The sequence below is a fragment of the candidate division TA06 bacterium B3_TA06 genome, from assembly GCA_005223075.1.
Classification (GTDB): Bacteria; Hydrothermota; Tepidihabitantia; order B3-TA06; family B3-TA06; genus B3-TA06.
The window spans coordinates 171119-193577 of record NJBO01000002.1; the positions used below are offsets into that span (position 1 = coordinate 171119).

General features: G+C 53.0%; 19 protein-coding genes. 15 read left to right on the forward strand and 4 right to left on the reverse strand.

Annotated features, from left to right (window positions below):
* Positions 1–11 precede the first annotated feature (11 nt).
* Complete coding sequence (locus tag CEE36_02255; protein TKJ43962.1) at positions 12–1973, forward strand: hypothetical protein; 1962 nt, start codon at positions 12–14, stop codon at positions 1971–1973.
* 73 nt (positions 1974–2046) lie between these two features.
* On the opposite strand, the gene CEE36_02260 is transcribed toward CEE36_02255, so the two are convergent.
* Positions 2047–2406 (reverse strand): hypothetical protein, encoded by a 360-nt coding sequence (locus tag CEE36_02260; protein TKJ43963.1) that lies wholly within the window; start codon positions 2404–2406, stop codon positions 2047–2049.
* 277 nt (positions 2407–2683) lie between these two features.
* On the opposite strand from CEE36_02260, the gene CEE36_02265 reads away from it, so the two are divergent.
* From CEE36_02265 to CEE36_02290, 6 genes are all read left to right on the forward strand, one after another.
* Positions 2684–3574 (forward strand): hypothetical protein, encoded by an 891-nt coding sequence (locus CEE36_02265; GenBank protein ID TKJ43964.1) that lies wholly within the window; start codon positions 2684–2686, stop codon positions 3572–3574.
* A gap of 160 nt (positions 3575–3734) precedes the next feature.
* On the forward strand, positions 3735–4412 hold the full coding sequence (gene ispD, locus CEE36_02270; GenBank protein TKJ43965.1) for a 2-C-methyl-D-erythritol 4-phosphate cytidylyltransferase: 678 nt from the start codon (positions 3735–3737) through the stop codon (positions 4410–4412).
* A gap of 10 nt (positions 4413–4422) precedes the next feature.
* Entirely contained in the window at positions 4423–5550 is a 1128-nt protein-coding gene (locus CEE36_02275; protein ID TKJ44050.1) for a 1-deoxy-D-xylulose-5-phosphate reductoisomerase, read from the forward strand.
* On the forward strand, positions 5547–6800 hold the full coding sequence (gene rseP / locus CEE36_02280; protein TKJ43966.1) for an RIP metalloprotease RseP: 1254 nt from the start codon (positions 5547–5549) through the stop codon (positions 6798–6800). The genes CEE36_02275 and rseP overlap by 4 nt, the downstream gene beginning before the upstream one ends.
* Positions 6801–8153 (forward strand): transporter, encoded by a 1353-nt coding sequence (locus CEE36_02285; GenBank protein TKJ43967.1) that lies wholly within the window; start codon positions 6801–6803, stop codon positions 8151–8153.
* A gap of 11 nt (positions 8154–8164) precedes the next feature.
* Complete coding sequence (locus tag CEE36_02290) at positions 8165–8506, forward strand: hypothetical protein (GenBank protein TKJ43968.1); 342 nt, start codon at positions 8165–8167, stop codon at positions 8504–8506.
* Positions 8507–8509: 3 nt separating this feature from the next.
* Here CEE36_02290 and CEE36_02295 read toward each other — a convergent pair whose 3' ends face one another.
* The 3 genes from CEE36_02295 to CEE36_02305 are packed head-to-tail and all read right to left on the reverse strand — an operon-like array spanning position 8510 to position 11861.
* Positions 8510–9841, reverse strand: a complete 1332-nt coding sequence (locus tag CEE36_02295; GenBank protein TKJ43969.1) for a methylenetetrahydrofolate--tRNA-(uracil(54)-C(5))-methyltransferase (FADH(2)-oxidizing) TrmFO — start codon at positions 9839–9841, stop codon at positions 8510–8512.
* Positions 9842–9843: 2 nt separating this feature from the next.
* Positions 9844–11034: a capsule biosynthesis protein CapA gene (locus tag CEE36_02300; protein TKJ43970.1), complete on the reverse strand. Its 1191-nt coding sequence runs from the start codon at positions 11032–11034 to the stop codon at positions 9844–9846.
* Entirely contained in the window at positions 11031–11861 is an 831-nt protein-coding gene (locus tag CEE36_02305) for a hypothetical protein (protein ID TKJ43971.1), read from the reverse strand. Before CEE36_02305 ends, CEE36_02300 begins: the two co-directional genes overlap by 4 nt.
* Positions 11862–11985: 124 nt before the next feature.
* Between CEE36_02305 and CEE36_02310 the strand changes: the two genes are divergently transcribed.
* From CEE36_02310 to CEE36_02345, 8 genes are all read left to right on the forward strand, one after another.
* Positions 11986–13170 (forward strand): hypothetical protein, encoded by a 1185-nt coding sequence (locus tag CEE36_02310; GenBank protein ID TKJ43972.1) that lies wholly within the window; start codon positions 11986–11988, stop codon positions 13168–13170.
* Positions 13171–13198: 28 nt separating this feature from the next.
* Positions 13199–13972 carry a hypothetical protein gene (locus CEE36_02315; protein ID TKJ43973.1) on the forward strand — a complete coding sequence of 258 codons (774 nt, stop codon included), beginning with the start codon at positions 13199–13201 and terminating at the stop codon, positions 13970–13972.
* A gap of 147 nt (positions 13973–14119) precedes the next feature.
* Positions 14120–15757, forward strand: a complete 1638-nt coding sequence (locus CEE36_02320) for a hypothetical protein (protein TKJ43974.1) — start codon at positions 14120–14122, stop codon at positions 15755–15757.
* Between the two features lie 54 nt (positions 15758–15811).
* A complete protein-coding gene (locus CEE36_02325; protein TKJ43975.1) occupies positions 15812–16762 on the forward strand; it encodes a hypothetical protein in 951 nt (316 codons plus the stop codon).
* Between the two features lie 18 nt (positions 16763–16780).
* Positions 16781–18019 (forward strand): hypothetical protein, encoded by a 1239-nt coding sequence (locus CEE36_02330; protein TKJ43976.1) that lies wholly within the window; start codon positions 16781–16783, stop codon positions 18017–18019.
* Positions 18000–19541, forward strand: coding sequence for a Fis family transcriptional regulator (locus CEE36_02335; protein TKJ43977.1), 1542 nt, complete (start codon positions 18000–18002; stop codon positions 19539–19541). Before CEE36_02330 ends, CEE36_02335 begins: the two co-directional genes overlap by 20 nt.
* Positions 19538–20221, forward strand: coding sequence for a hypothetical protein (locus tag CEE36_02340; protein TKJ43978.1), 684 nt, complete (start codon positions 19538–19540; stop codon positions 20219–20221). Before CEE36_02335 ends, CEE36_02340 begins: the two co-directional genes overlap by 4 nt.
* Positions 20218–22419 carry a hypothetical protein gene (locus tag CEE36_02345; protein ID TKJ43979.1) on the forward strand — a complete coding sequence of 734 codons (2202 nt, stop codon included), beginning with the start codon at positions 20218–20220 and terminating at the stop codon, positions 22417–22419. The genes CEE36_02340 and CEE36_02345 overlap by 4 nt, the downstream gene beginning before the upstream one ends.
* Positions 22420–22459 lie beyond the last annotated feature (40 nt).

Consider the following 22459-nt stretch of genomic DNA (forward strand, 5'->3'; position numbering starts at 1 on the left):
AGGAGATCGAAATGAGACCGAGTCAGTTGCATAGTAGAGGTAAAGGATTCCTAGGGGGCATAATCCTTCTCTTGTTGACTGTGCCCATCGCGATAGCTGGAGAAACTTCATCCTCTTACCCTGAGAAGAAAACGATTCCTGTTAAAGGAATTCTTAACTTCATCTCGCAGTATTGCACGAGTGCCGATAGTCTCCCGATCCTCGTTCAATTCTACGATAGCCTTAACCGGCCAGAGCCAGGAGTGTTATGCACCCTCACCATCGGATCGGAAAAGCTTGCGCGCACCTCCGACGACAACGGCGAGGTGCTTTTTTGGGTGCCCTCAGCGGAGATTTCCTCGGAGATTGAATGTGTGGCATATTCACGTCGCCCCATCGAACACAGTTATGAAGTAGAGGTTAGCCCTTTAGTAGATTGGTTGATATCGCAAGGTAAAGAAGTAGGCTTTGAAACCGGTGTAGGCCTCCCTGAATTAGCAGACGATGGGATCAGGGTGCTTTACCCGGAAGGACGCGAGGAAGAAGCTCACAAGATGATGGCTACTCTGAAGGAAGAAAAGAAGATCATCCAGAGTATCACCAAGATGAGACTAATGCCCCGGAAGATTATACTGACCGACAAACCTGAGATTGCAGTTTTTGTGGGAGGGGGTGGTTTGCCTTTAGCGTCCGGTTCTTTTATGAATATCTTAATCTATGAAGCTCTACCTCACGAGTGGGTGGAGGGTTCTCTCTCCAAGAACTATCAAATCTACGAGGACTCAACAAATCGCTGGATTGGTGACGGGTTGGCCAATTATATCGCTTTTGAGATTTGCAAACGATTCTACCTGCCCGCATTGCGTGACCTATACCGTCTTTCTCATGAGGATTCGGGCAAGGTTTACGATCTTCGAAGTTGGCTTAGAGCGGGTGTCGAAAAGCGAGCGTCTAAAGAAGGCCGGGAGCTACCCAAAGGTACAGGAACAACCTATGTGGGTTGGAAAGGCTATGCACTTGCCCCTTACTTCTGGGCAAAGGTGATTGATAAATCCGGGGATTCCTTGATCATAGCTAAGTTCCTTGAGGAGTTCCGGAAGGCCGAGGATAAAAGATCTCAAAACGCCATCGCAATCCTCGAACGCCTCAGTGGACTGGATATAAATAAGGAACTGGTTATTACAGGCAAGGAGTATATCGAGAACGTCAATCGCTACTGGCCGGTTGCTATCCCTCTGCCCGGAATGGTTATGATTGGGCTTATTGGGATTAATAACCGCTTTTCAATGGGCGACAGTACCGATAGAAACACTTCACCTGTCCGGAATGTTCACCTTAATAGCTTTTTTCTCGACAGCTATGAGGTAACCAACGAACAATTCTGTAAATTTTTAAACGCTATGGGCAACCAGAAAGAAGGCGGTGTGTACTGGTTTGATGAGTGGTTCTACTCCGATATTATACACGAAGGAGATTCGTTTAGAGTCAAAGCCGGTCGTGAGAGTTATCCTGTAAGCCAGGTGAGCTGGTACGGAGCGGCAGCTTACGCAGAATGGGCAGGTAAGCGTCTTCCAACCGAGGCAGAATGGGAATTCGCTGCAAGCAACAACGGGACTACCCTCTATCCCTGGGACGGCGGGTGGCACGACGATTACTGCAACTGGGGCGAGGAGGGCAAGCTCGACGGCTATGAGTTTACCGCCCCCGTAGACTCATTCGCAAAAGGTAAGAATCATTACGACTGCTATAACATGGTGGGCAACGTTTTTGAATGGGTATCAGACTGGTATGCGCCTTACAGCCCGGCGGATACCATAAATCCAAAAGGTCCCCAGACCGGAACTCAGAAGGCCTATCGCGGCGGTAGTTTCGCAGAGGGAAAGGAATGGATGACTACACGCGCCCGACAGGGAGCCGATCCAGCCGAAGCCTCACCCTGTATCGGTTTCCGCTGCGCTGCGGATATAGAAAAGCCTGAACTTGAAGGGAACTGAATCTGTAGTGGCGAGGCATGCCTCGCCACTACAAGGCTGCGATCTTTTATCCCGAAGGGATAAAAGGAGCATTCTATTTCGTTATAGCCTCGTAGACCTCCGAAGGGTCAACCAGCGTGACCCCTTCAGCCATCTGCTTGAGGTAGGCTCTGGCCGACTCGTGTTTGGCTTTGGGAACGATCAGATAAACCGGGATCTTGTGGGTCCTGCAGGAAAACAGCACGTCCCTGGGACCTTCTGCTGTTCCTTCAGGCGGGAAAATCTTGTGCAGATAGCCCACAACCGCGGATACGTTGTCCTCCTTGGTAAGGTGGTTGATGTATTTGCCGTGACCGTCCCACCCGTTGCCCAACGGAAGGGTTCCCATTCCATCCAAAACCAACTTGGAGAGAAGTTCGGGATCCGTACCTTCTAGATAGCCTATTCTTTTCATGTCCTCCTCCTTGTGTTGAAGGGTTTGGCTCTTTTGGCTTACTTAAATAACTATAGGAATGGAACGATACCCTGTCAAGGTGTGTGTGGATTTTCGTTTCTTGACAACCGGCGCTCTTTTCCGTAAGCTTCGCAATGCGACAACTACTGCGTTGGCTATGGATACCGATTCTGGCTCTAATGATAGCGGTGTGTGTATTCGGCATAAGGTTGGGGGATCTGCCGGAGATTCTGCGTAACGCAGTTATATTGTGTTTGTCCTGTATAGGGATCGGGTAATGAGGCGTCTCCTAGTTCAGGTATTCTCGGCGCTCGCCATGAACTTCAACGTGGCAGGCCTCATAGGACGTATCTTTGAAAGAATCGGTAAGACGCCAACTGCCGGTCTGGCCAAAGTGATCGCCGCAAGTAACAACATTGTAGAAACGACCACCAAAAGTATATGTGTACCTGGACTTAACTGTTACTCCTGCCCTGCCGCAGGTGGTGCGTGTCCCCTGGGTTCAATCCAGCACTCCATAGCCATAAGGCAGATTCCCTGGTTTGCCGCCGGCTCCATGCTTGCCATCTCCGCCGTGGTTGGTCGCATGCCATGCGGATTCCTCTGTCCATTCGGGTTCCTGCAGGATCTTCTCTATAAGATCCGTACCGCCAAAATAAAGCTACCCTACTGGACTCACTATCTCAAGTTCGCTTCCTTAGTGATCATAGCCGGGCTGGTGGTATTCCTGACCGGTGAGACTTGGTTCTGCAAGCTGTGCCCTTCAGGGATATTGGGAGCAGGAATCCCCCAGGTACTATTGGATCCACAGCTGCCTCGACTTTTGGGATGGCTATTTACCACCAAACTTGCCATCCTGGCCGTAACCCTTACGCTCTCGGTTTTCGCCAAGAGGCCGTTCTGCAGGGTCTGTGCACTGGGGGCAATCTTTTCTCTGGGAAACCCTGTAAGCTTGATGAGGCTTCGTGTTGATAAAGCCAACTGCAACCAATGCGATATGTGTTACCGCGTTTGTCCGATGGAGATCAAGCCCTATGAGAATCCCCAGAGCACCGCCTGCATAAGATGCCTTGAGTGCACCCGGTGTGAGCTTATAGACTTCGTATCCGTGTTCAAGATGCGGGATTCCAGAAAGAACGTCTTAGACCGCCTTCCAACAAGGACGTAAAGTATGCCGAACGGATTTAAAAGATCTTGTCGATGTCTCAAACGAGGTATGTTGTGCGAGACTCTAATCTCATCGGCACCTCCTTTTACGTTCAGAACCTCTTTCCTTTGCGATCTTTTGCCCCGCAGGGCAAAAGGAGCATTAAAAAAAGGAGCATAAAATGAGGTTCGGTCTCATACTGGCCGCAGGACGCGGCGGGCGATTCGGTTCCCCAAAGCAAAGGATGATGCTTAGCGGGCATCCACTGGCTCTGTGGAGCATCCTTGCATTTGAACAATGCAGTGAAGTTGATCTGATCGTTATGGTCACAGACGAGGGGAATGTAGAGTTCTTCGAACATGAGATCAAACAGAGGGGGATAGAGAAGGTGGAGGCGGTTATCCCGGGTGGAGCTAAAAGACTGGATTCTCTGAAGGCCGGTCTAAAGGTACTACCCCCGCAGGGATTTGTGGCCGTGCATGACGGGGCAAGGCCTTTCGTTCGTGCCGAAGAGATAGCCAAGGGATTCCACGTGGTTCAGTCAAAAGGCCCGGCCATCTACGCTATCCCAGCGACCGATACCCTGAAGCAGGTAAAGGACAACCTGGTAGTAGAAACCATACCCAGAGAATGCGTCTACCAGGCGCAGACCCCACAGTTCTTCGGCTTACCGATTTTGAGAGAAGCCTTGGCAAAAGCTGAGGCCGAAGGGTTTATAGGAACCGACGAGGCAAGCTACGTGGAACGGCTTGGAGAAAGAATCCACATCATCCCAGGCAGAGCCGAAAACCTAAAAGTAACCTTCCGCCGCGATCTGGAGCTTGCCGAAGAGCTTCTTGCAGCGGGAACATGCCCCTGACGCGAAAGCGGTGAAAAACGTAGCCATACTGGGATCAACAGGAACCATCGGACGCCTTAGCGTTGAGGTAATCAAGGAGCTAAGCTCAAGGCTGCGGGTATTCGGTCTGGCGGCAAACCGAAATATCCAGCTCCTGGCCTCCCAGATAGCCGAGTTTACACCCCAACAAGCGGTCGTTTTGGATGAAGAACAATGTGCGTTGCTTTCCTCTTCAAGGATACCCGTATCCTGCGGCTCTGCCGCGCTCCTGAATCTGGCACGGCATCCAGACCTCGACATCCTTGTAGTCGCGATGACAGGCACTGCGGCCGTAGATGCGGTGCTTGCTGCATTGAGAGCAGGTAAGAGGGTAGCGCTGGCCACAAAGGAGATACTTGTAAGCTTCGGTAGATTCGTAAACCAGGCTTTAGATGAAGGCAAGGGGGAGCTTTTGCCCGTAGACTCCGAACACAACGCCATCCACCAGTGTTTAGAGGGAAGGGACCCCTCGACGGTCAAACGATTGATACTTACCGCCTCTGGTGGTCCGTTCAGAAACAGAAGCTACGAAGGGGCCAAACCTGAGGATGTTCTCGCTCACCCTACATGGAACATGGGGGAGCGGATAACGGTCGATTCTGCTATGCTAATGAACAAGGGCTTTGAAGTCATCGAAGCCCATTTCCTGTTCAAGATTGAGCCTCGAAGGATCAAGGTTCTAGTGCACCCTCAGTCGATCGTCCACTCATTAGTTGAGTTCATGGACGGCTCGGTGCTTGCTCAACTCTCCTTGCCCGATATGCGTTTGCCTATCGAATACGCCCTTCTTTACCCTGAACGTGGCCCGCAGATTGTATCCCAGCTTGATCTGGCAAAGGTCGGGTCGCTTGAGTTCGAGAGAGCGGACCTCAAGCGCTTTCCATGCTTGGCTCTTGCGTATGAGGCCCTCAAGCGAGGAGGCACCGCTCCTGCGGTGCTGCAGGCAGCCGATGAGGAGGCGGTCAATCAGTTTCTTGCCGGACGCTTGCAGTTCGAACGTATCCCTGAGTTGATAAAAGGCGCACTTGAGGTGCACAGATATATCCGGACGCCTTCGATCGAAGAGACGAGACAGGCGGAGCGTCTGGCTAAAGAGTTTGTTAAACAAGTGGTCCAGTGAATACCATCCTTAACATCTTGACCTTCATAGCCTTACTCCTGATACTAATAGGTTTCCACGAGTTCGCCCATCTTATTGTAGGCAAGCTCTCAAAGATCCCTGTAGAGCGCTTCTCTATAGGCTTTGGGCCGGCGATTGTTAAATGGAAGATAGGCGAAACCACCTACCAGCTCTCGGTATTGCCTCTGGGGGGTTATGTCAAGTTTAAAGGGGAGGATTTCGATGACCCGGAAGGGTTCTTTTCCTTTCCATTCGGCCGCAAGACCGCAACAACCGCCGCAGGGATAGTGGCCAACTTACTGCTTGCCGTGATTGTCTACTTCTTCATCGGAATAGTCTATGGGATCGAGACACCACCTGCTGTTCTTGAATTACCAGAAGGCTCCTCCTTGACGCAGGCCGGATTTCAGGCAGGAGACAGGGTTGTGACTGTGGACGGTAAAAAGGTGAGGGATTTCTACGGTTTCATAGATTTCATTCCCAACCCCGATACCTTAAAGGTGACCGTTGTTCGTTCGGACGGCCGGCACAACCTTTTGCTTGCGCCATCCGATCGATCCGAGGTAGATTATCTGGTTGATGCGGTGGTGGCACGTGTGCTTCTTAAGGGTCCGGCTGATCGCGCAGGGATTAAACCAGGGGACAGGATAATAGCGATCGACGGAAAACCCGTCCGGTATTGGCATGAACTGGTCAGAGCAGTCAGTGCCGCGGATAGCGGAGAGGCGCTTGAATTTACATGGATCCACAAATCGGATACCCTTAGGGCAGGTATCGTACCCGAAGTGATGGACACCACCGGTTCACCTAAAGTGGGAGTTGTGGCTGCTCTTCCTTCACGAGCGTTGACATTTAAGGAGGCCATCTGGCTGCCGCTTGTGCGCACCGGAGAAATCACCGCACGTATTCTGGTCACGGTGGGCAGACTTTTCACAGGTAAGGAGTCAGTCAAAAACCTGGCCGGGCCAGTAGGGATATACCAGCTTACCGCTCAAAGCCTAAGCCTGGGATTCGACGCCCTCTTAAGCTTTCTTGCCTTTCTCTCCATAAGTCTTGCCATACTCAACCTGCTTCCTATCCCCCTGTTTGACGGTGGTCGGATCCTTATGTTCACGATTGAGAAGATAATCGGGCGCCGATTGGGAAAGATGGTGTGGACGGTGGCCACCTACATAGGCGTGGCTCTCATCGCAGCGCTTGTGATACTTGTTTTCTACAACGACATCTCCCGGATAATCACCGGAGGCTAGGTGAAGCTCGGCTGGCGAATCTTCTTTATTGGCCTTGCTTCAGCGGTTTTCTTAGGGATATTCTTTGCTCCCATTCCAGGGATGGATATAGCCGCCAGGCGCACACTTGCGGTATTCGCACTTGCGTTGATTTTGTGGGTCTCCGAAGCCATCCCCCTCTACATTACATCTCTCGTGATCGCTGCACTTCTATCTATCTTCTTGCCTAGACATCTACCATCCCTTTCCTCAGGCTACGCGGCGTTCCTCGCTCCCTTCTTCTCCCCTGTGATCCTTTTATTCCTGGGTGGATTCGTTCTGGCACGGGGGCTAGAAAGCTATGATCTGGATTCGGTGCTTGCGTCGGCGATACTGCGAAGGGTGGGCAAGAAACCTGCCGCAATCCTTGCTGGGTTCATGGGGGTAACCGCTTTACTCTCCATGTGGATGTCCAACACCGCGGCCACAGCTTTGATGATCGCGGTTGCCTTGCCGCTCGTGCGTTCCATAGATGAGAAAGATCCCATGAAGATCGGGCTTCTTATTGGAATACCCTTTTCCGCCAACCTGGGAGGTATGGCCACCCCCATAGGGACACCGCCTAACGCCATCGCCATCACTGCCCTGCGTGATGCAGGCGTAAAGATGAACTTCCTGGAGTGGATGGGGCTCGCGCTACCTGTAGCCATTATCCTGCTTGTGCTTACCTGGATACTTATCCTCTTGCTTTTCCGTCCAAAGACAAAGAAACTCAGCTTCACCATACGAAAGGCAAAGAAACTGAGCTGGAAGGAGTGGGTGGTTTTAGCAACCCTGCTGGCGACGGTTGCAGGCTGGCTTACGGGAAGGCTTCACAAGATTCCTGACGCAATTGTGGCGCTTCTGCCTGCCGTTGTCTTCTTCTCGCTTGGACTTCTGGGACGCAAGGACTTCCGGTCGTTGGGGTGGGACGTGTTGATTCTCATGGGGGGTGGACTCGCGCTCGGAAAGGCGGTTGCAGCGTCCGGATTGGATAAGTGGCTTATTACTTCTTTGGGGATGGAAGGATTGCCGCCTGTGGCCCTATTCATCGGTTTCATCCTGCTCACCGTGGTTCTCACCAACTTCATATCCAACACCTCGTCCGCTGCCCTTATCGTGCCCTTAGCGATGGGATTCGCTGCAGAGAGCAACAGCCTTGTGGCGGGCGTCGCTCTCGCCGCTTCGGCCTCCATGCTTCTGCCAGTCTCCACCCCACCTAACGCCATAGCGTTCGGCTCAGGGCTGCTTAAGGTCAAGCACATGTTTCGTGCCGGCATAATCGTAGCCGTAATTGCAGTGGGGGTCATCTTCCTCTTTGGTTTAGTTATCTGGCCTCATCTCGGCATCATGTGAGAGGAGATTGTATGGCTTTTGCCGTTAAGATAGAAACCTGCCCGCAATGCGGGTCAAAGGACACCCAGAATCTGGTTCGTGTTGAAGCTGGGTGTCCGGTCAGGGTGTATGTCCGTTGTGCCAAATGCCAGACCTTCGTGGCCCGATACACCCTTGAGCGTTACGCCTCGGATAAAACCTACGAGTCTTTATTGAAAACCTCGCGGCGAGGAGGCTGCTTGATTGCAAGCCGCTCACGTGCGCAGGAACTCGAAGGCTTCTCAAGCAAGGTAGAAGCGGAGTTTAAAGAAACCATTGCGGTTCCACCAACAGAGCTCAAGGTGGAAGAGATAATCTGGAAGCTAGAGACGTAAGGGCTAATCCAGGCTGTCCAGTAATTTTTTAAGGGCACTCAGGCTACGTTCGGCATAGGCCTTACGACGTGCTTCTTTCCCTTTGGGTAAAGGATCGAGGGACGGCAGTAAAGCGAAGATAGGTTTGGTCGGCGTAAATCTATCCATAAGGCTGGCATAGGACCCTTGGCCTGCCAGACGCGCCAATAAAGCTCCCAGCATGGTCTGGGGCGGGAGAAGGAGAGGTGGCTTTCCTTCTGACAGTCGGGATGCGTTTAGACCGGCGAGAAGTCCGGTGGTGATCGCCGATAGATACCCCTCTGCACCGGAAAGCTGCCCGCAGATAAAGAGGTCTGTACGTTTGCGAAACTGTAAGGTCGGCTGGATGAGTCTGGGTGCCTCAATATACGTGTTGCTGTGCATACGACCGTAGCGCAGGAACCCCGTACTCTCAAGACCAGGGATCATCCGGAACACCCGCTCCTGCTCTGAATTGCGAAGGTTGGTTTGGAAGCCGACGAGATTATACATTGTGGTTGCTTTATCCTCGGGCCGCAACTGGACGACCGCGTATGGCCTTCGCCCTTTTGCATCCCTGAAACCGGTAGGACGAAGAGGCCCGAATGCCAGAGAGCGTTCTCCCCTGCGAGCTATCTCCTCTATGGGCAGGCATCCTTCAAAGAAGGAGCTATCCTCAAAATCGTGAAGCGGATGCTGCTGGGCCGAGATGAGCGCCGCGTGCAATCGCAGGTACTCCTCTTTATCCATAAAGGAGTTGAGGAACCCGGCCTCGCCAGCATCGTAGCGTGATGCTTGAACAAGCTTGGAAAGATCGAGCGAATCCCTGCTCACTATCGGGGCCACAGCGTCGTAGAAGTAGAGAAAATCCTCACCGCAGAACTCTTTGATGGATCGGGTGAGCGCCTCAGAAGTCAGAGGACCGCTTGCGAGGATCGTTAATCCTCGAGGTATCTCTGTAACCTCCTCACGGATAAGATCGATCAACGGATGTTCCTCTATCCTCTGAGTTACCTTCGAGGCAAAGCATTCTCGATCCACCGTAAGTGCGGTACCAGCCGGGACAGAGCACTCCTGTGCGATCTTCAAGAGCTCGCAGTCAAGGAGTCTAAGCTCTTCCTTTAAGAGTCCCTGCGCCCGCGTGGGACGGAGCGAACCAAGCGAGTTCGAACAGATCAGTTCGGCCAGCCTATCAGTGGTATGGGCTGGAGTATTCTTAGTTGGTCGCATCTCATACAATTTCACTCGGATTCCGCGTTTTGCCGCCTCAAGTGCAGCAGCGCAGCCGGCCAGCCCTCCACCAACAACCGTAATCCCTTGAGAGGGGGTTTTATCCACCTCTAATGTGAGGATGGCGGGGAATCGGATTTTCCATTCGTGTTCGGCTCCTCAGGGGCAAGGGTTGAGGCGGAGTCTCCTGGCGGATAGAAACTCAGGCTCTCTGCAAACCGGGGCGCGGACTCGCAAAAGTCAACAATGGATAGATCGCGCATAAGGCGGAAAGCCGCATCGGAAGTGTCGGCAGAAGGCCCACCTGGAGAAAACTGGCGGAAGGAGTGAATCTTGCCGCGGAGGAAGTTGCCCACCGAGTCAACCTCAACCACCAGAAGCGGCGCGTAGCCGAGCTCAGCGACAAGCTGCATGCACCGGTAGGTGCAGAAGTTACCAAGGCTGTAGGCGATGAGCCGATCATTGTAAACCTCCATACCACGTGGAACATGAGGGCCGTGACCGATCACGAGATCGGCCCCTGCGTCAATCATCTCGTGCGCAAACCGGATAACGTTGCCGCGCGGCTCGCCGTAGAGATTTTCGAAAGAATCCATGGTATGGAGTGCCTTTGTTCCTTCGCTGCCCCCGTGAAAGCTCACGATGAGTATGTCAAACTTCTGCGCCAGCTCAGCAACCTCCCTGCGGCATAGATCAATATTCAAAATCGAGCGTGGCGACGAGCCGGTGGAGAAGGCGATAAGACCAATCTTGAAGATGTCTACAATGAACTCCGCTACCTCGCCGTTCTTGCTCGAGTACTGGATCCCCAAGCTGTCCAGGATACGTTTGGTCTCCACCATGCCTGCGTAGCCGAAGTCTCGTGCGTGGTTGTTTGCAAGGCCCATCACGTCGAAGCCTGCGGTCGCCAGGTTCTTGGCAAGCTTGGGGGGACAGCGGAAGGCGAAGGTGCGTGGATTGGAGGTATTCTTGGTACATGCCCTTGCTGTGGTGATCGGTCCTTCAAGGTTGCCGAAGGCTATGTCTACCGCACGCAGGATTGGGGCGGGGTCTTCAAATAAAAGTGCGCCGTCCTGGGGCGGCAGCTTCGGAGACGGATAGTCGGTACCCATCATGATGTCGCCAACTGCGGCTATCGTGATCTTGCGTGCAGGGGGAAAAAGTGCAGCAACCTTTTCCTGAGACGGGCGAATGATTCGCTCCATCACGCCGGTTGAGGCAAGAACTATCCCTGCAATCCCCAGAACTGCAGCTACGACAACTGCCACTAGAATCGACCACAGGCGCTTACTCGTCTTCAAAACGGCTCCTTTTGTTCAAGCCAAAAGAGAGGATCCACCGCAATCCCGTTAATGTAGACGCTCATGTGCAGGTGAGGCCCGGTTGCAAGCCCGGTTGAACCCACAAATCCCAACGTATCACCTGCCTCGACCTCATCCCAATCATCAACACTCCTCTCGATCATGTGATAGTAAAGGCTCTTAACCCCCGCTCCATGGTCGAGGATCACGAACGTCCCCTGGCGGATAAAGGTATCGCGCGCCATCACCACCCGGCCTGGACAAGGGGCAAGGACAGGAGTCCCTTCTGGAACGGCGAAGTCCAGGCCCGAATGATGCCAGAGCTTGCGGCCTCCTGTCCAGCGCTCATCCCCATATGTACCTGAGATCTTCTTAGGACAGGGGAATATCTCAGGCAAAATTGCGTAGTATTCCTCAGACGGCGCATTGATCATCTCGACTACCGTCTTGTATTCCTCCTGTTTACGGCGCTCGTTCGTAGTATCTATCGTTCCCTTCTTCGAGGCAGGTAGGGTGATTACCGACTTTCGGAATTTAGTCGGTACGACCTGAATCGCGGTATCGATCACCTCCTTTGCGCTGCCACCTTGCGAGAGCTTTATGCGGATCGGTTTGCGGCCCGGATCGGTCTTGTATGAGGTTCCTATTATTGCAACGAAGCTATCTCCTAAAGGTATTAAAGGATAGGGCTCTCCGCGGTAGGAAAGCGAGAGAAGCCCGTGTTCTTGCGTCTCTACGAAGAGGTAGCAAATCTCCCCCTGCTCGAGCGTGTCCGAAGAAAGCCTGACCTCAAGCGGTGCGGCCAGAAGACAGATAAGGCTAAACATAAGATAAAGTTTACCCCTAAGTTGATAAGAGTCAAGCGATTAGGCAACAAAACGGCTGAATCTTGCAGGTTATTTGACAGCGATGAAGCCATTCGTATAATCTTCTAGCCACCAAGGAGGATTTATGAAAAGAATAATGGTTGCTGTAGTGCTGTTTCCATGCGTATTGCTTGCTTTAAGATTAACCGATTACGATGTGGACCAGAGCAGTGACCAGGTCCTCTCCACTGGATTTAACTACCATCTCGGTATGACTGGAGGTGATGTTGTTTCTAACTTTGGGAATGCTTCCCTCAACTTCGAGAGGTTTCAGGCAACCCTGCCCTCAAGCTATAACCTCAACTTATTCGGCAACCTGAGCGCTAACTTTGAGCAAGACACCTTAACTCCCGACACATTGGATACAGACACCACTCAACAAATCAACTACCAGATCCAGTGGGAGGCGAAGTACAACAAGTACTTAATCTCCGGCAAAGATTTCCTGGCCTTCGCAAAGCTGGAAGGCGATGTATTGACTGGTTACGATTATCCTGCGACACAAGCCATCATCGGTTTGGGTTACGGCCGATTCGTCAGCGCTACCCCGCTCGCCCGTGCTCTGCGGATCGAAGAAAGGATGCTGGCTCAAGGCGTGCTACTCGACAGCCTGAACCTCGGAACATTAATGAGTTTCGCCAGGGAGTTGGCACCGGAAGCCAAACGAACCTACAAGGAGAGGTACTACTATTGGGAACGTGAGTACTACAAATCACTGGAAAGCATCCTTAACAGGTCGAATCTCCTGCATAATGCGGAATTAGGCAGCGCCGGCTCCTTGATCATCACGGACGTGCTTGATGAATACATCTCCACACGCTATTACGGATACGAAGTGAACCTAGGGGTAGGTTACGACCTGCTTCCCGCCTACAAAGCTGCCGGACGTGCCGCATTTGCCAGTCTGGCCTTTGACTTTGCCCATCCCCTTGGTTTTCGGAACCAGCTCATTGAAAAGACAAACCTGCGCTTACCCTTCACCTCGGGAAAGTTCGGCAAGGAACTCCACGGAAGTCTGCTGCTTTCAGTTCTCTACGAGGTAAACTCAATGATTGATCTCGTCGGAACCTACCAGCTGAACGTAGACCGCACAAGGCCGGAAGAAGCAGAAGACTACAGCTTTGTTATACACAACCAGCTAACCGGAACGTTCGACTACCTGATCGTAGACCACCTCGTGATGTCGAACACCTTGGCATTAAACCACTCCACACGGGTAAAAGGCCTCTCAGCCGAGATCTCAAGCAAGATCAGCTTCCGCTTCTTCTAAGGCATTACCAAGGAGCCAGGTTGATCCTGTGGAGAAGGGCACTTTGAATTCTACCACGTCTAAGAGGTTTCTTCCCTACTATTGGGAAGAGCTAAAGAAACTTCTGAGGCCTGCCGGCCCCTTGGTGGTATGCGCCGTATACAGCTTTGTTTTGATCTTCCCCCGTTATCACCGCAAGCTTTTCCGGCTTAACCTGTTCGAGCGCCAGTTCCGTTTACCGGAAAAGATGGCCGTGGACGGGTTATGGTTCCTGCTTCTGCCCGTTGTAATAATCCTAATACTTCGACTGATCTCCATCGCGTGGCCCAAGATAAAGGAGACCTTCCCGCAGCACCGTTTCCGCGACTTCGGCTTCAGACTGGGACGAGGCGTTGGGTGGCGCGATGTCGCAATCTTCTTCGCTATCATGCTTGGATTCGTGCTATTCGCGGTATTCCAGAAGGACTTTGCGAGAACTTATCCCCTCTTCGAGCTTGCCCGAGAGAGCCTTAATGTGTTCCTTATCTGGGAGGCGGTGCACCTTTTGCATATGTTTGGCTGGGAGTTTCTCAATCGCGGTTTTCTTTTGTTCGGGCTTGAGCCAAAGTTGGGGCGCTGGGCCATCCTTGCCAGTGCCATCCCCTTCGCGTTACTTCACATAGGTAAGCCTGAACTTGAGGCGTACGGATCCTTCATTGCGGCAATAGCCCTTGGATGGCTTGCACTACGATCACGGAGTTTCTTGCCCTGCGTGTTCCTTCACTGGGCGGTAGCGTTCACCATGGATCTCCTGGCCATCATCCGTTCAGGAGGTTTCGCTTAGTGCACCCAAAGGAATGCCGAGTGTCTCGAGAGAAACTTTGCGGCGGATCCATCGTGGCACTCCCCTGCCTCCAACCCTGGTAACGATCTCCCCGCGCACGAACTACCTTTACTTGACAAGGACTGAGCTCAGGTTATACTTTAGGTTATGAGAAGGATGACATTTCCCATACTTTTAATCCTAGCCTGCGTTCTGGCATGCGGAACGCAGGAAGAACGTATCCTGGTGCGTGTGGGAGACGAGACGATCAATGTGAAGGATTTTCTCGCAGCCTACCGACCACGGTCCTACCCCAGCGAAGAAGCCGAGCTTGAGGCAAAGAAACAGGTTCTGGACAAACTAATCGAAGATAAGCTCCTGGTAGCCGAGGCTAGAAGTCGCGGATACGAGGAGGATCCGACCGTCAAGGAAGGTCTCCAGGACGCTGTTGACAGGGTTCTAATCAACACCCTTTACATGAAAGAGGTCGTTGAGAAGGCAAAGGCTTCACGTTTGGATGCGAAACGTTTCTACGAAGCCGATAAGATTCTTCTTACGCTGAGTATCATTCATATCGACTCCGACACGTTGGGTTATCTGATCCTGCAGGAGTTCTCAACTGGTGTGCCATTCGACACCCTGGCGGTGCGTTACTCAACCCATCCTAGTGCTCGCAACGGCGGTAAGGTAGGCACCATTCCGTTGTCCACCTTCTTCGAGAACCCGGCATTCAGGGAGCTCTCCCGCCTTAAAGAGGGACGCAGCACCTTGCCACTAGAAAATGAATCCGGCGGTTACGACATCTACTATCTCGCCGAACGCAGCGAGAAGGAGGATCAGCCTCCCTTCAAGGAGATGGAAGCCTCCATTGTCAAGCAGATCGAGCGTATGCGGCAGGGCAAGCTGAGTTACGAGAGTCTGGAGAGGCTGTTTGAAGAGGCAAATATCGAATACAATAACATCGGCCTTGCGCTGCTCTCCAAGCCAAGGGAGGCTTTGAGCGAGGCCGAACTTGCAACCTGGACCATCAAGGTCGGCGGAGAGGTTACAGACAGCGTTGGTTCTATGCTTGCAGTATACAGCCGCTTCCCCGAGGGTGTTCCGCCTCACCAGCTTCAGGCCTTTGCTCAAAACGTAGCTCAGCGCCCGGCGCTCGTTAGTGTTGCTCTCAAACGCAAGCTTGATCGCGATCCGGCGGTTAAGGAGGCTATCGATGCCTACATAGCATCCCAGATGCGGAACAGGATATACGCAGAAGAGGTGCTCGAAAAGATCGAGATCGGCGCGGAGGAGGTACGTGCTTACTACGATGAACATCCTGACGAGTTCTTTGTTCCTGAAAGGCGCAAACTTTCAATCATACGAACGTCCTCCTACAGCGACGTCCAGCAAGCCTTCTCCCTTCTGCGTCAAGGCCAGCCCTTCGAAGAGGTCGCTCGTCGCTTTTCAGATCATCAGCAGTCTGCCAAGCGCGGAGGCTCAATAGGCTTCAGGAAAGCGGGCGACGTTTCCTTCAAGACCTTCGTGGAACAGGGGTTCAGGCTCGCCAAGGGCAACTACTCCAGATCATTTGAGGTTCCCGGCGGCTTCGGGATTGTCAAGGTGGATGACGTTCAGCCGGCCTACACCAAGGAGTTCGACAGCGAGGAGCGCCGTATCGAACGCAGACTGCGAGGAGGGGAGGAAAAGGAAGTTAAGGCCGCGTTTATCGAAGAGTTGCGCAAAAAGATCAAGGTAACGATCGACGAGGGGTTGCTGCTGCGTGTAGGTAAGGTGGAGGAGGAACCGGAGGGCGAGTCGAGTTAAGAGTTTTCGAGGATATAAACCAATCAGAGTCTTCTGGATAGAGGAGTAGAATCCATGAGGAAGGAATCGGCGAAGAAAAAATCGGTAAGGAAAGAGCCGATGAATAAAAAGAGATGGCTGCCGTGGGCTATCGTCATAGGCGCGGTTGTTGTGCTCGTGGCTGTGCTCCTTATCTTGAACCCACCTTTTGTTCAGAGCATAGTCGGTGGTTCGGACGTTGATGGGGCTGATACAAAGATTGTTGCCCGTGTCGGTTCGTCCAAGCTTACCCTTCAGGACTACCAGACGTTGGTGACCCTGTACGTTCCGCCTGAGAGCAGGAACCAGGTTGATCCAATGGAGATCATAAGCGTCTGGATAGAGCAGGAGATAGTATACCGACAAGCTAAACGGATGGGGCTTGAGAAGAGGGACACGGTTCGTGCAGCCCTTGATCAGCTCAGCTTCGCATACGAGATCAATCGCAAACAGGTTTTGACCCAGGCATGGCTGTCTGAAGCAAGCAAGAATATAACGGTCTCTCAAGATAAACTCAGGGGTTATTTTAATGCCCATAAGGAGGAGTTTCTCTACGAGGTGAAGGTCTCTCAGATTGTGGTCTCCGATCCTATAGTTGCCACACAGATTCACCAGCAGCTTAAGGGTGGTGCCGACTTCCTAAAGCTGGCCGAGCAGCATACGCTTGATCCGCTCAAAGGCGAACCTAGTTCCTACATCCCAAGGGGGTCGGGCCTCCTTACCTTGGCGATGGAGGACGCTGTCTTTGCGCTTGGCCCCGGAGAGTTCACCGAGCCCCTCTTTACCCCTCAGGGACTCAGCATGATCTTCAAGCTCATAGACAAGCGAAAGGTTCGTAAAGACATAGAGTTTAAGGAGGTAGCCTCCTACCTTCAGGCTATGCTTTCCAACGAACGGGCTGAGCAGGTTATTACACAAAAGGTTGATTCCCTCAAGAACGCGGCCCAGTCCGAGATCGAGATCCGTATAGAGAATCTTTTTTACTAGGGTGCTGTGACGCTCTTATTGGCCTTAGCGCTGGTGGGGGGGAGTGCTGACCGGGTGGTGGGCGTGGTAGACGCCGACCCGATCCTTTCAAGCGAGGTTGAGGCGATGGTGATCCTTGCCAATCTTGAGGCCCCATTACTGGAAGGAACCGAAGACTCGATAAGGCTTGTGGTGCTCGATCGCCTTATCGCCCAAAAGCTTATCTTTAAGAAGGCCGCACTTGACTCGGCGATAGAGATTGACCGAGAGGATATAGCCAAAGGCGTCGATCGTCGGTTGGAAGCCTTCTACGCCCAGCTTGATTCATTCCCCGAGACTCGAGCCGAGTTGGAAGAGGCGGGGTTGACTCGTGATCGGCTGCGCAAATTGCTCATGAATCAGGGACGGTTCCAGGCTATTATCCAGCAGATGTTTACAGCGCAGGGTAAGATACAACCCTACGTCTCGCCCAACGAGGTCAGGAAATTCTACGAGCAGAACAAAGACTCCATAGCTGTGGTTCCCGGCTACATCCGCATGGCTCACATCGCCTTCAGCATAAGACCTTCGGCGGCAGAGCAGGCCCGCATAGAAAGAAAGATTATGGAGGTTCTCGATATCCTCTCCCGGGGCGGCGATTTCGATATTCTGGCGGAGTCATTCTCCGAAGATACCCGTACCCGCTCGCGAGGCGGTTCGCTTGGTTGGGTAAAGCGTGGGGATCTTTTGCCTGAGATCGACTCGGTTCTCTTCTTCCTGCCTGTGGGTCGTGTTTCACCGCCGGTTCCCTCTCGCCAGGGCTACCACCTCTTTCTCGTGGAGGCTCGTTCAGGGGATAAGGTCTATGCACGACACATACTCTTCAAACAGCACATAACCAGGCGAGATACACTTCGGGTTCTTGAGCTTGCGGATAAGATAAGGGAGGAGATACTCTCAGGCGAGCTGACCTTTGAGGAGGCCGCACGAACCTACTCTGAGGACCTTACAACAAGCGAGCAGGGCGGCTTTATTGGTGAGGTTCCGTTGGCCGCGCTTACCCCACCATTTGATTCGGTTGCCGCAACCATTGACTCAGGCCAGGTAAGCAAACCGTTTATCTCGGAGATGGGCGTGCACCTTCTATATGCTGAGGATAAGCATGATGAGCGCATACTTTCCTTTGATGAGATGCAGGCCCAGATACGCAACTATCTGGCTGCCTTGAAGCAGGAGGAGTGGCTTGAGGATTTGGTTGCTGAGGCTCAAGAGGAGTTCTATGTCGAAAAAAGGTTCTAGAAAGACCTCTGCTGCAGCTGCAATTGGTGCCGAGGAGCTACGCCGGATTATAGAGGTCACCGGAAAGCTGCTTTCGACCATAGACTTCGACCAGCTGCTTGAGATCATACTTGAGAGCGCCAAATCCCTGACCCGCTCCGAAGCGTCATCTCTGCTTCTGTTGGACGAGAAGGTGGGCAAACTGCGCTTTGCGGTGGCCACAGGTGAGGCCAAGCAATCTCTGGCTTCCCTTTACGTTCCTGTGGGTGAGGAGAGCATCGCGGGATATGTTGCGGTACATGGGAAGCCGCTTGTGGTCAACGACGTCAAGAAGGACGGTCGGTGGTACTCCGGTGTGGACGAAGCCACCTCCTTTAAGACGCGTTCGATCCTTGGTGTGCCCCTGAAGCTTAAGGGTAGGACCGTCGGTGTGATCGAGGTGCTCAACAAGGAGATGGGAGCCGAGTTTACTAAGGAAGATGTCAATCTTCTGGAACTCCTTGCAGGGCAGGCGGCCCAGGTGCTGCGAAATGCCCAGGAATACATGGACCTTCGAGCCTCCAAGCGGGCGATCGAGGCGGCGCAGGAACTCAGATACCGGATCGTCGGCCGTGATCCAAGGCTAATGGAGGCGATTGATCTTGCAAAGCGCGTGGCGTCCTCGAACACAACGGTTATCATTACCGGCGAGAGTGGAACAGGCAAGGAGCTCCTGGCACGCTACATACATCTGGAGAGCCCGCGTCAGGAGGGGCCTTTCTTGATAGTTAGCTGCGCGGCCATCCCAACCACCCTGATCGAGAGTGAGCTCTTCGGTTATGAAAAGGGTGCATTTACCGGTGCTACCACGCGTAAGGAGGGTAAGTTCGAGCAGGCACACAAAGGGACCCTCTTCCTTGACGAGATCGGCGATCTGGGGCTTGAGACACAGGTCAAGATGTTGCGCTTCATCGAGAACAAGGAGTTCGAGCGACTGGGAGGCAAAGAGCGACTGAGTGTGGATGTACGCGTTATCACCGCAAGCAATCAGGATTTACCTGTACTTATCCGCGAAAAGAAATTTCGTGAGGACCTATACTACCGGATAAACGTTTTCCCGATTGAACTTGCACCGTTGCGTGATCGAAAGGATGACATCCCTCTTCTGGTAGAGCACTTCATAAAACTCTTCAACATGGAAACCACCAAGGGGATTGATGGGGTTGAGGCTGCCGCTCTGGCCAAGCTTAGAGCTTACGAGTGGCCAGGGAACATACGCGAGCTGCGCAACGTGATTGAACGAGCGTTTGTGCTCTCCCACGGTTTCTCGATTCGAGCTGAGGATATCGTTATAGGCAAGGGTCCGCACGAGGAACGTACCGATATCTTTGCCGAAGATAAGCCCTGGCTTGAGGCGGTGCAGGAGTTCAAAAGCCAGTATCTGTATCACACCCTTAAGAAGACAAGGGGCAACCATAAAAGGGCCGCCCAGATGCTGGGAATTCAACCCAGTTACCTGTCGCGACTCAAGAAGGAACTGGGTCTTGAGAAGGAGGAGTTTTGAGCGAAGGCAGGCGCCTTCTATCCGTATTTGTAGCGCCCAACGAACTATTCACAGATCTAGGTGAGCGACCCCGCTGGCTTGTGCCGTTCATTATCTTGATACTTGCGGCTGCCGTAGCCAGTCTTTTGCCCCGTCTTTTGCTCCCGACGGAGGTATGGCTGGATGCCATGCGTCAGCAACTGCCCGGAGGCGTTGAGATGAGCCAGGAGCAGATGGCGGTAGTTACGACAACTATGCGCTCGCCCGTGAGCGTTGCATTAAACGCTCTCGTAGGAATCCTTATAAGCGGTGGCGGAGCCATCCTTGCCACACTTTTCTTCTGGGCACTTTTTTCCATCTTGGGTGGGAAAATCAGTTTCACGAGGTCCTTTGCGGTGGTTTCTTACAGTAGTTTGATAAAGGTCCTGGGGATGGTTCTGATCGTTACCCTTACATTGATACTGCAACGGCTTGACATTCAAACCTCGTTCGCTCTTCTACCCGCCCTTAAACCGAACACTTATCTTTATCGTCTTGCCGCCCAGGTTGACTTCTTTACCGTGTGGCGGTTAATCATTATGGGACTGGGCTTTTCAGTTGTTGCCAATGTTCCTAAGGTTAAGAGTTATCTTTCGGTGATCATTCCCTGGATACTTTTATCTCTTGCAATGGCGGCTCTGCGTTTCGGCTTTTCCAGGTGATCGAATCTGACGTTTTGATAGTGGGTGCCGGTCCTGCCGGATCACAGGCGGCTTATCAGCTATCAGAGGCCGGGTTAAGGGTGGTGGTTCTGGAAAAGACCTCACTTGACCGCGAGAAGCCCTGCGGCGGCGCTATTCAGACCGGCGAGCTTTTAGAGTTCGGAGCCCCACCCGAGAAAATTATCGAACGCAAGATTTCTCAGGCGCGAATCTTTGGACCAGATGGTTCGGCACTTACCATATCCACCCAGCATGAGAACCAATCCGGGATCACCGTAAAACGTTCAGTCTACGACCGCTGGCTGCAGAAGCGGGCGGCAAAGGCTCAGTTCATCGAACACGCCCAGATTACAGCCCTCCTCAGATCGGGTAACCGCTGGCAGGTTATCGCCACCGCACGTGATGAAACTGTAACCATAGAAGCTGCTTTACTGATACACGCAGCCGGCGGCAACGCCTCGGTGCTTGAACGAAAGCTCGGACTTGAACCTTTCCCCTACCAGGGCATGGGCATCACCTGTCAGTTCTGGCTCGATGCAGGAAAAGAAGTTCTGGACAAAGCGTTCGGCTCAGCCATCGAGTTCCACTTTGTTCCCGATCGAATCCATGAGGGCTACTTCTGGCTCTTCCCAAAGAAAGATATCCTTGTTGCAGGCGTAGGGACTACCATGGACGTGATACGCGGACGAAAGCCTTCCCTCAAGGTTGAGCTGGAAGAGTTTCTTAAGGAACAGTTTCCTCGCCTCGGACTGTCCCCCTCCGCACCCCGTATCCGGCAGGATGGAGGCAAGGTCCCCATGAGACTGCGCAAACCGATCTACGGCGATGGATTGATGGCCATCGGCGATGCCGCTGGCGTTGGCTCAATCATCCACGGCGGAGGGATCTATCAGGCACGCAAGTCCGCTCTATTCGCGGCCGACGCCGCTCTAGAGTATCTTGACGGCGATTCCAAAGCGCTCAAGCGATACCAGGACAGGGTGCATGAACACTTCACAGAGCACGAACGCCGCTGGGACAACCGTCTGAAACCCTTTCTTACTGACAATCATCTGGTTCGCTTGATTCTGGGAAAGGGGCGTGATGATTCCTCGATCCGTGAGGGGTTGGGAATCCTTCTCTCGTCAACAGAAGGTCATCGCCGAGCGTACGAGCTTATAGAGAAAGCGTCCTTTGCCCTTATTGCGGATGAACTGGATGAGATCATACGTGATGAGCGTGAGCAGATCAATCGGGAACTAAAGACCCTTTTTACCGACGATACCCATCTGCATCGAATGGTGAACGAGGTCCTGCTCCGGGGAGGCAAGAGGCTTCGGGCAGTTTTGGTTCTTCTTGTGGGCCAGGCGTTGGGTGCTGCGATCGAGGATCTCCTTCCCGTCGCCCTTGCTTACGAGGTCTCGCACACCGCATCCCTTGTCCACGACGACATCATAGACGGCGGGGAGTGGAGACGTGGGGCAGAGACCTTGCATCGAAAATACGGCGTAGGGCACGCGATTACTGCGGGCGACGCGCTCCTGATCAAAGGCTTCCAGATGCTTGCTTCCTATCAAGAGCGCGATGGGGTGGACAAGGAGACCCTGGTTCGCCTCATCAGTGTAGGTTGCCGTTCCGGCCTGGAGGCATCCGAAGGCGAGGTGCGCGACATAAACTTCTCGCCAGCCGAGATCGAGGATAAAACGGTCGACGACTACATTGAACTCATACGTCTCAAGACCGGCGCGCTTCTGGAGGCGGCTACAGAGGCGGGTGCGGTTCTTGCCAAGGCCCCCGATGATGCCACCACCGCCATGCGGGAGTTCGGCCGCGAGCTTGGGATTGCGTTCCAGATATACGACGACGCCAAGGATCTTTTAGCCGCGTCCACCGTGAGCCTTAAGTCCCGGTTCACCGACATCAAGAAGGGCAAGCTCACGGCCCAGCTTATACACACCGTTCACGCGGCCACCGATGAGGACCGCAAAAAGCTTCTGCACCTTTTGTCTCTGGGAACCTCGGAGGGCGCGGAGGAGATTCTTGAGCTCTACCGCCGCTACGACGCTTTGAAATTCAACCAGAGGCTATCGCGCCAGCATCTCGATCTTGCAGCGAAGAAGCTTGAGCTATTGCCGGAATCGGTCTGGAGAGAAAAACTTGAAGGTATCCTGCGGGTTCTTGGCTACTGGACCCGTTTTGCACCCGAGGATGGAGGATAGATTGAATCAAAAAAGCCGTAGGGGCACGGCATGCCCTATG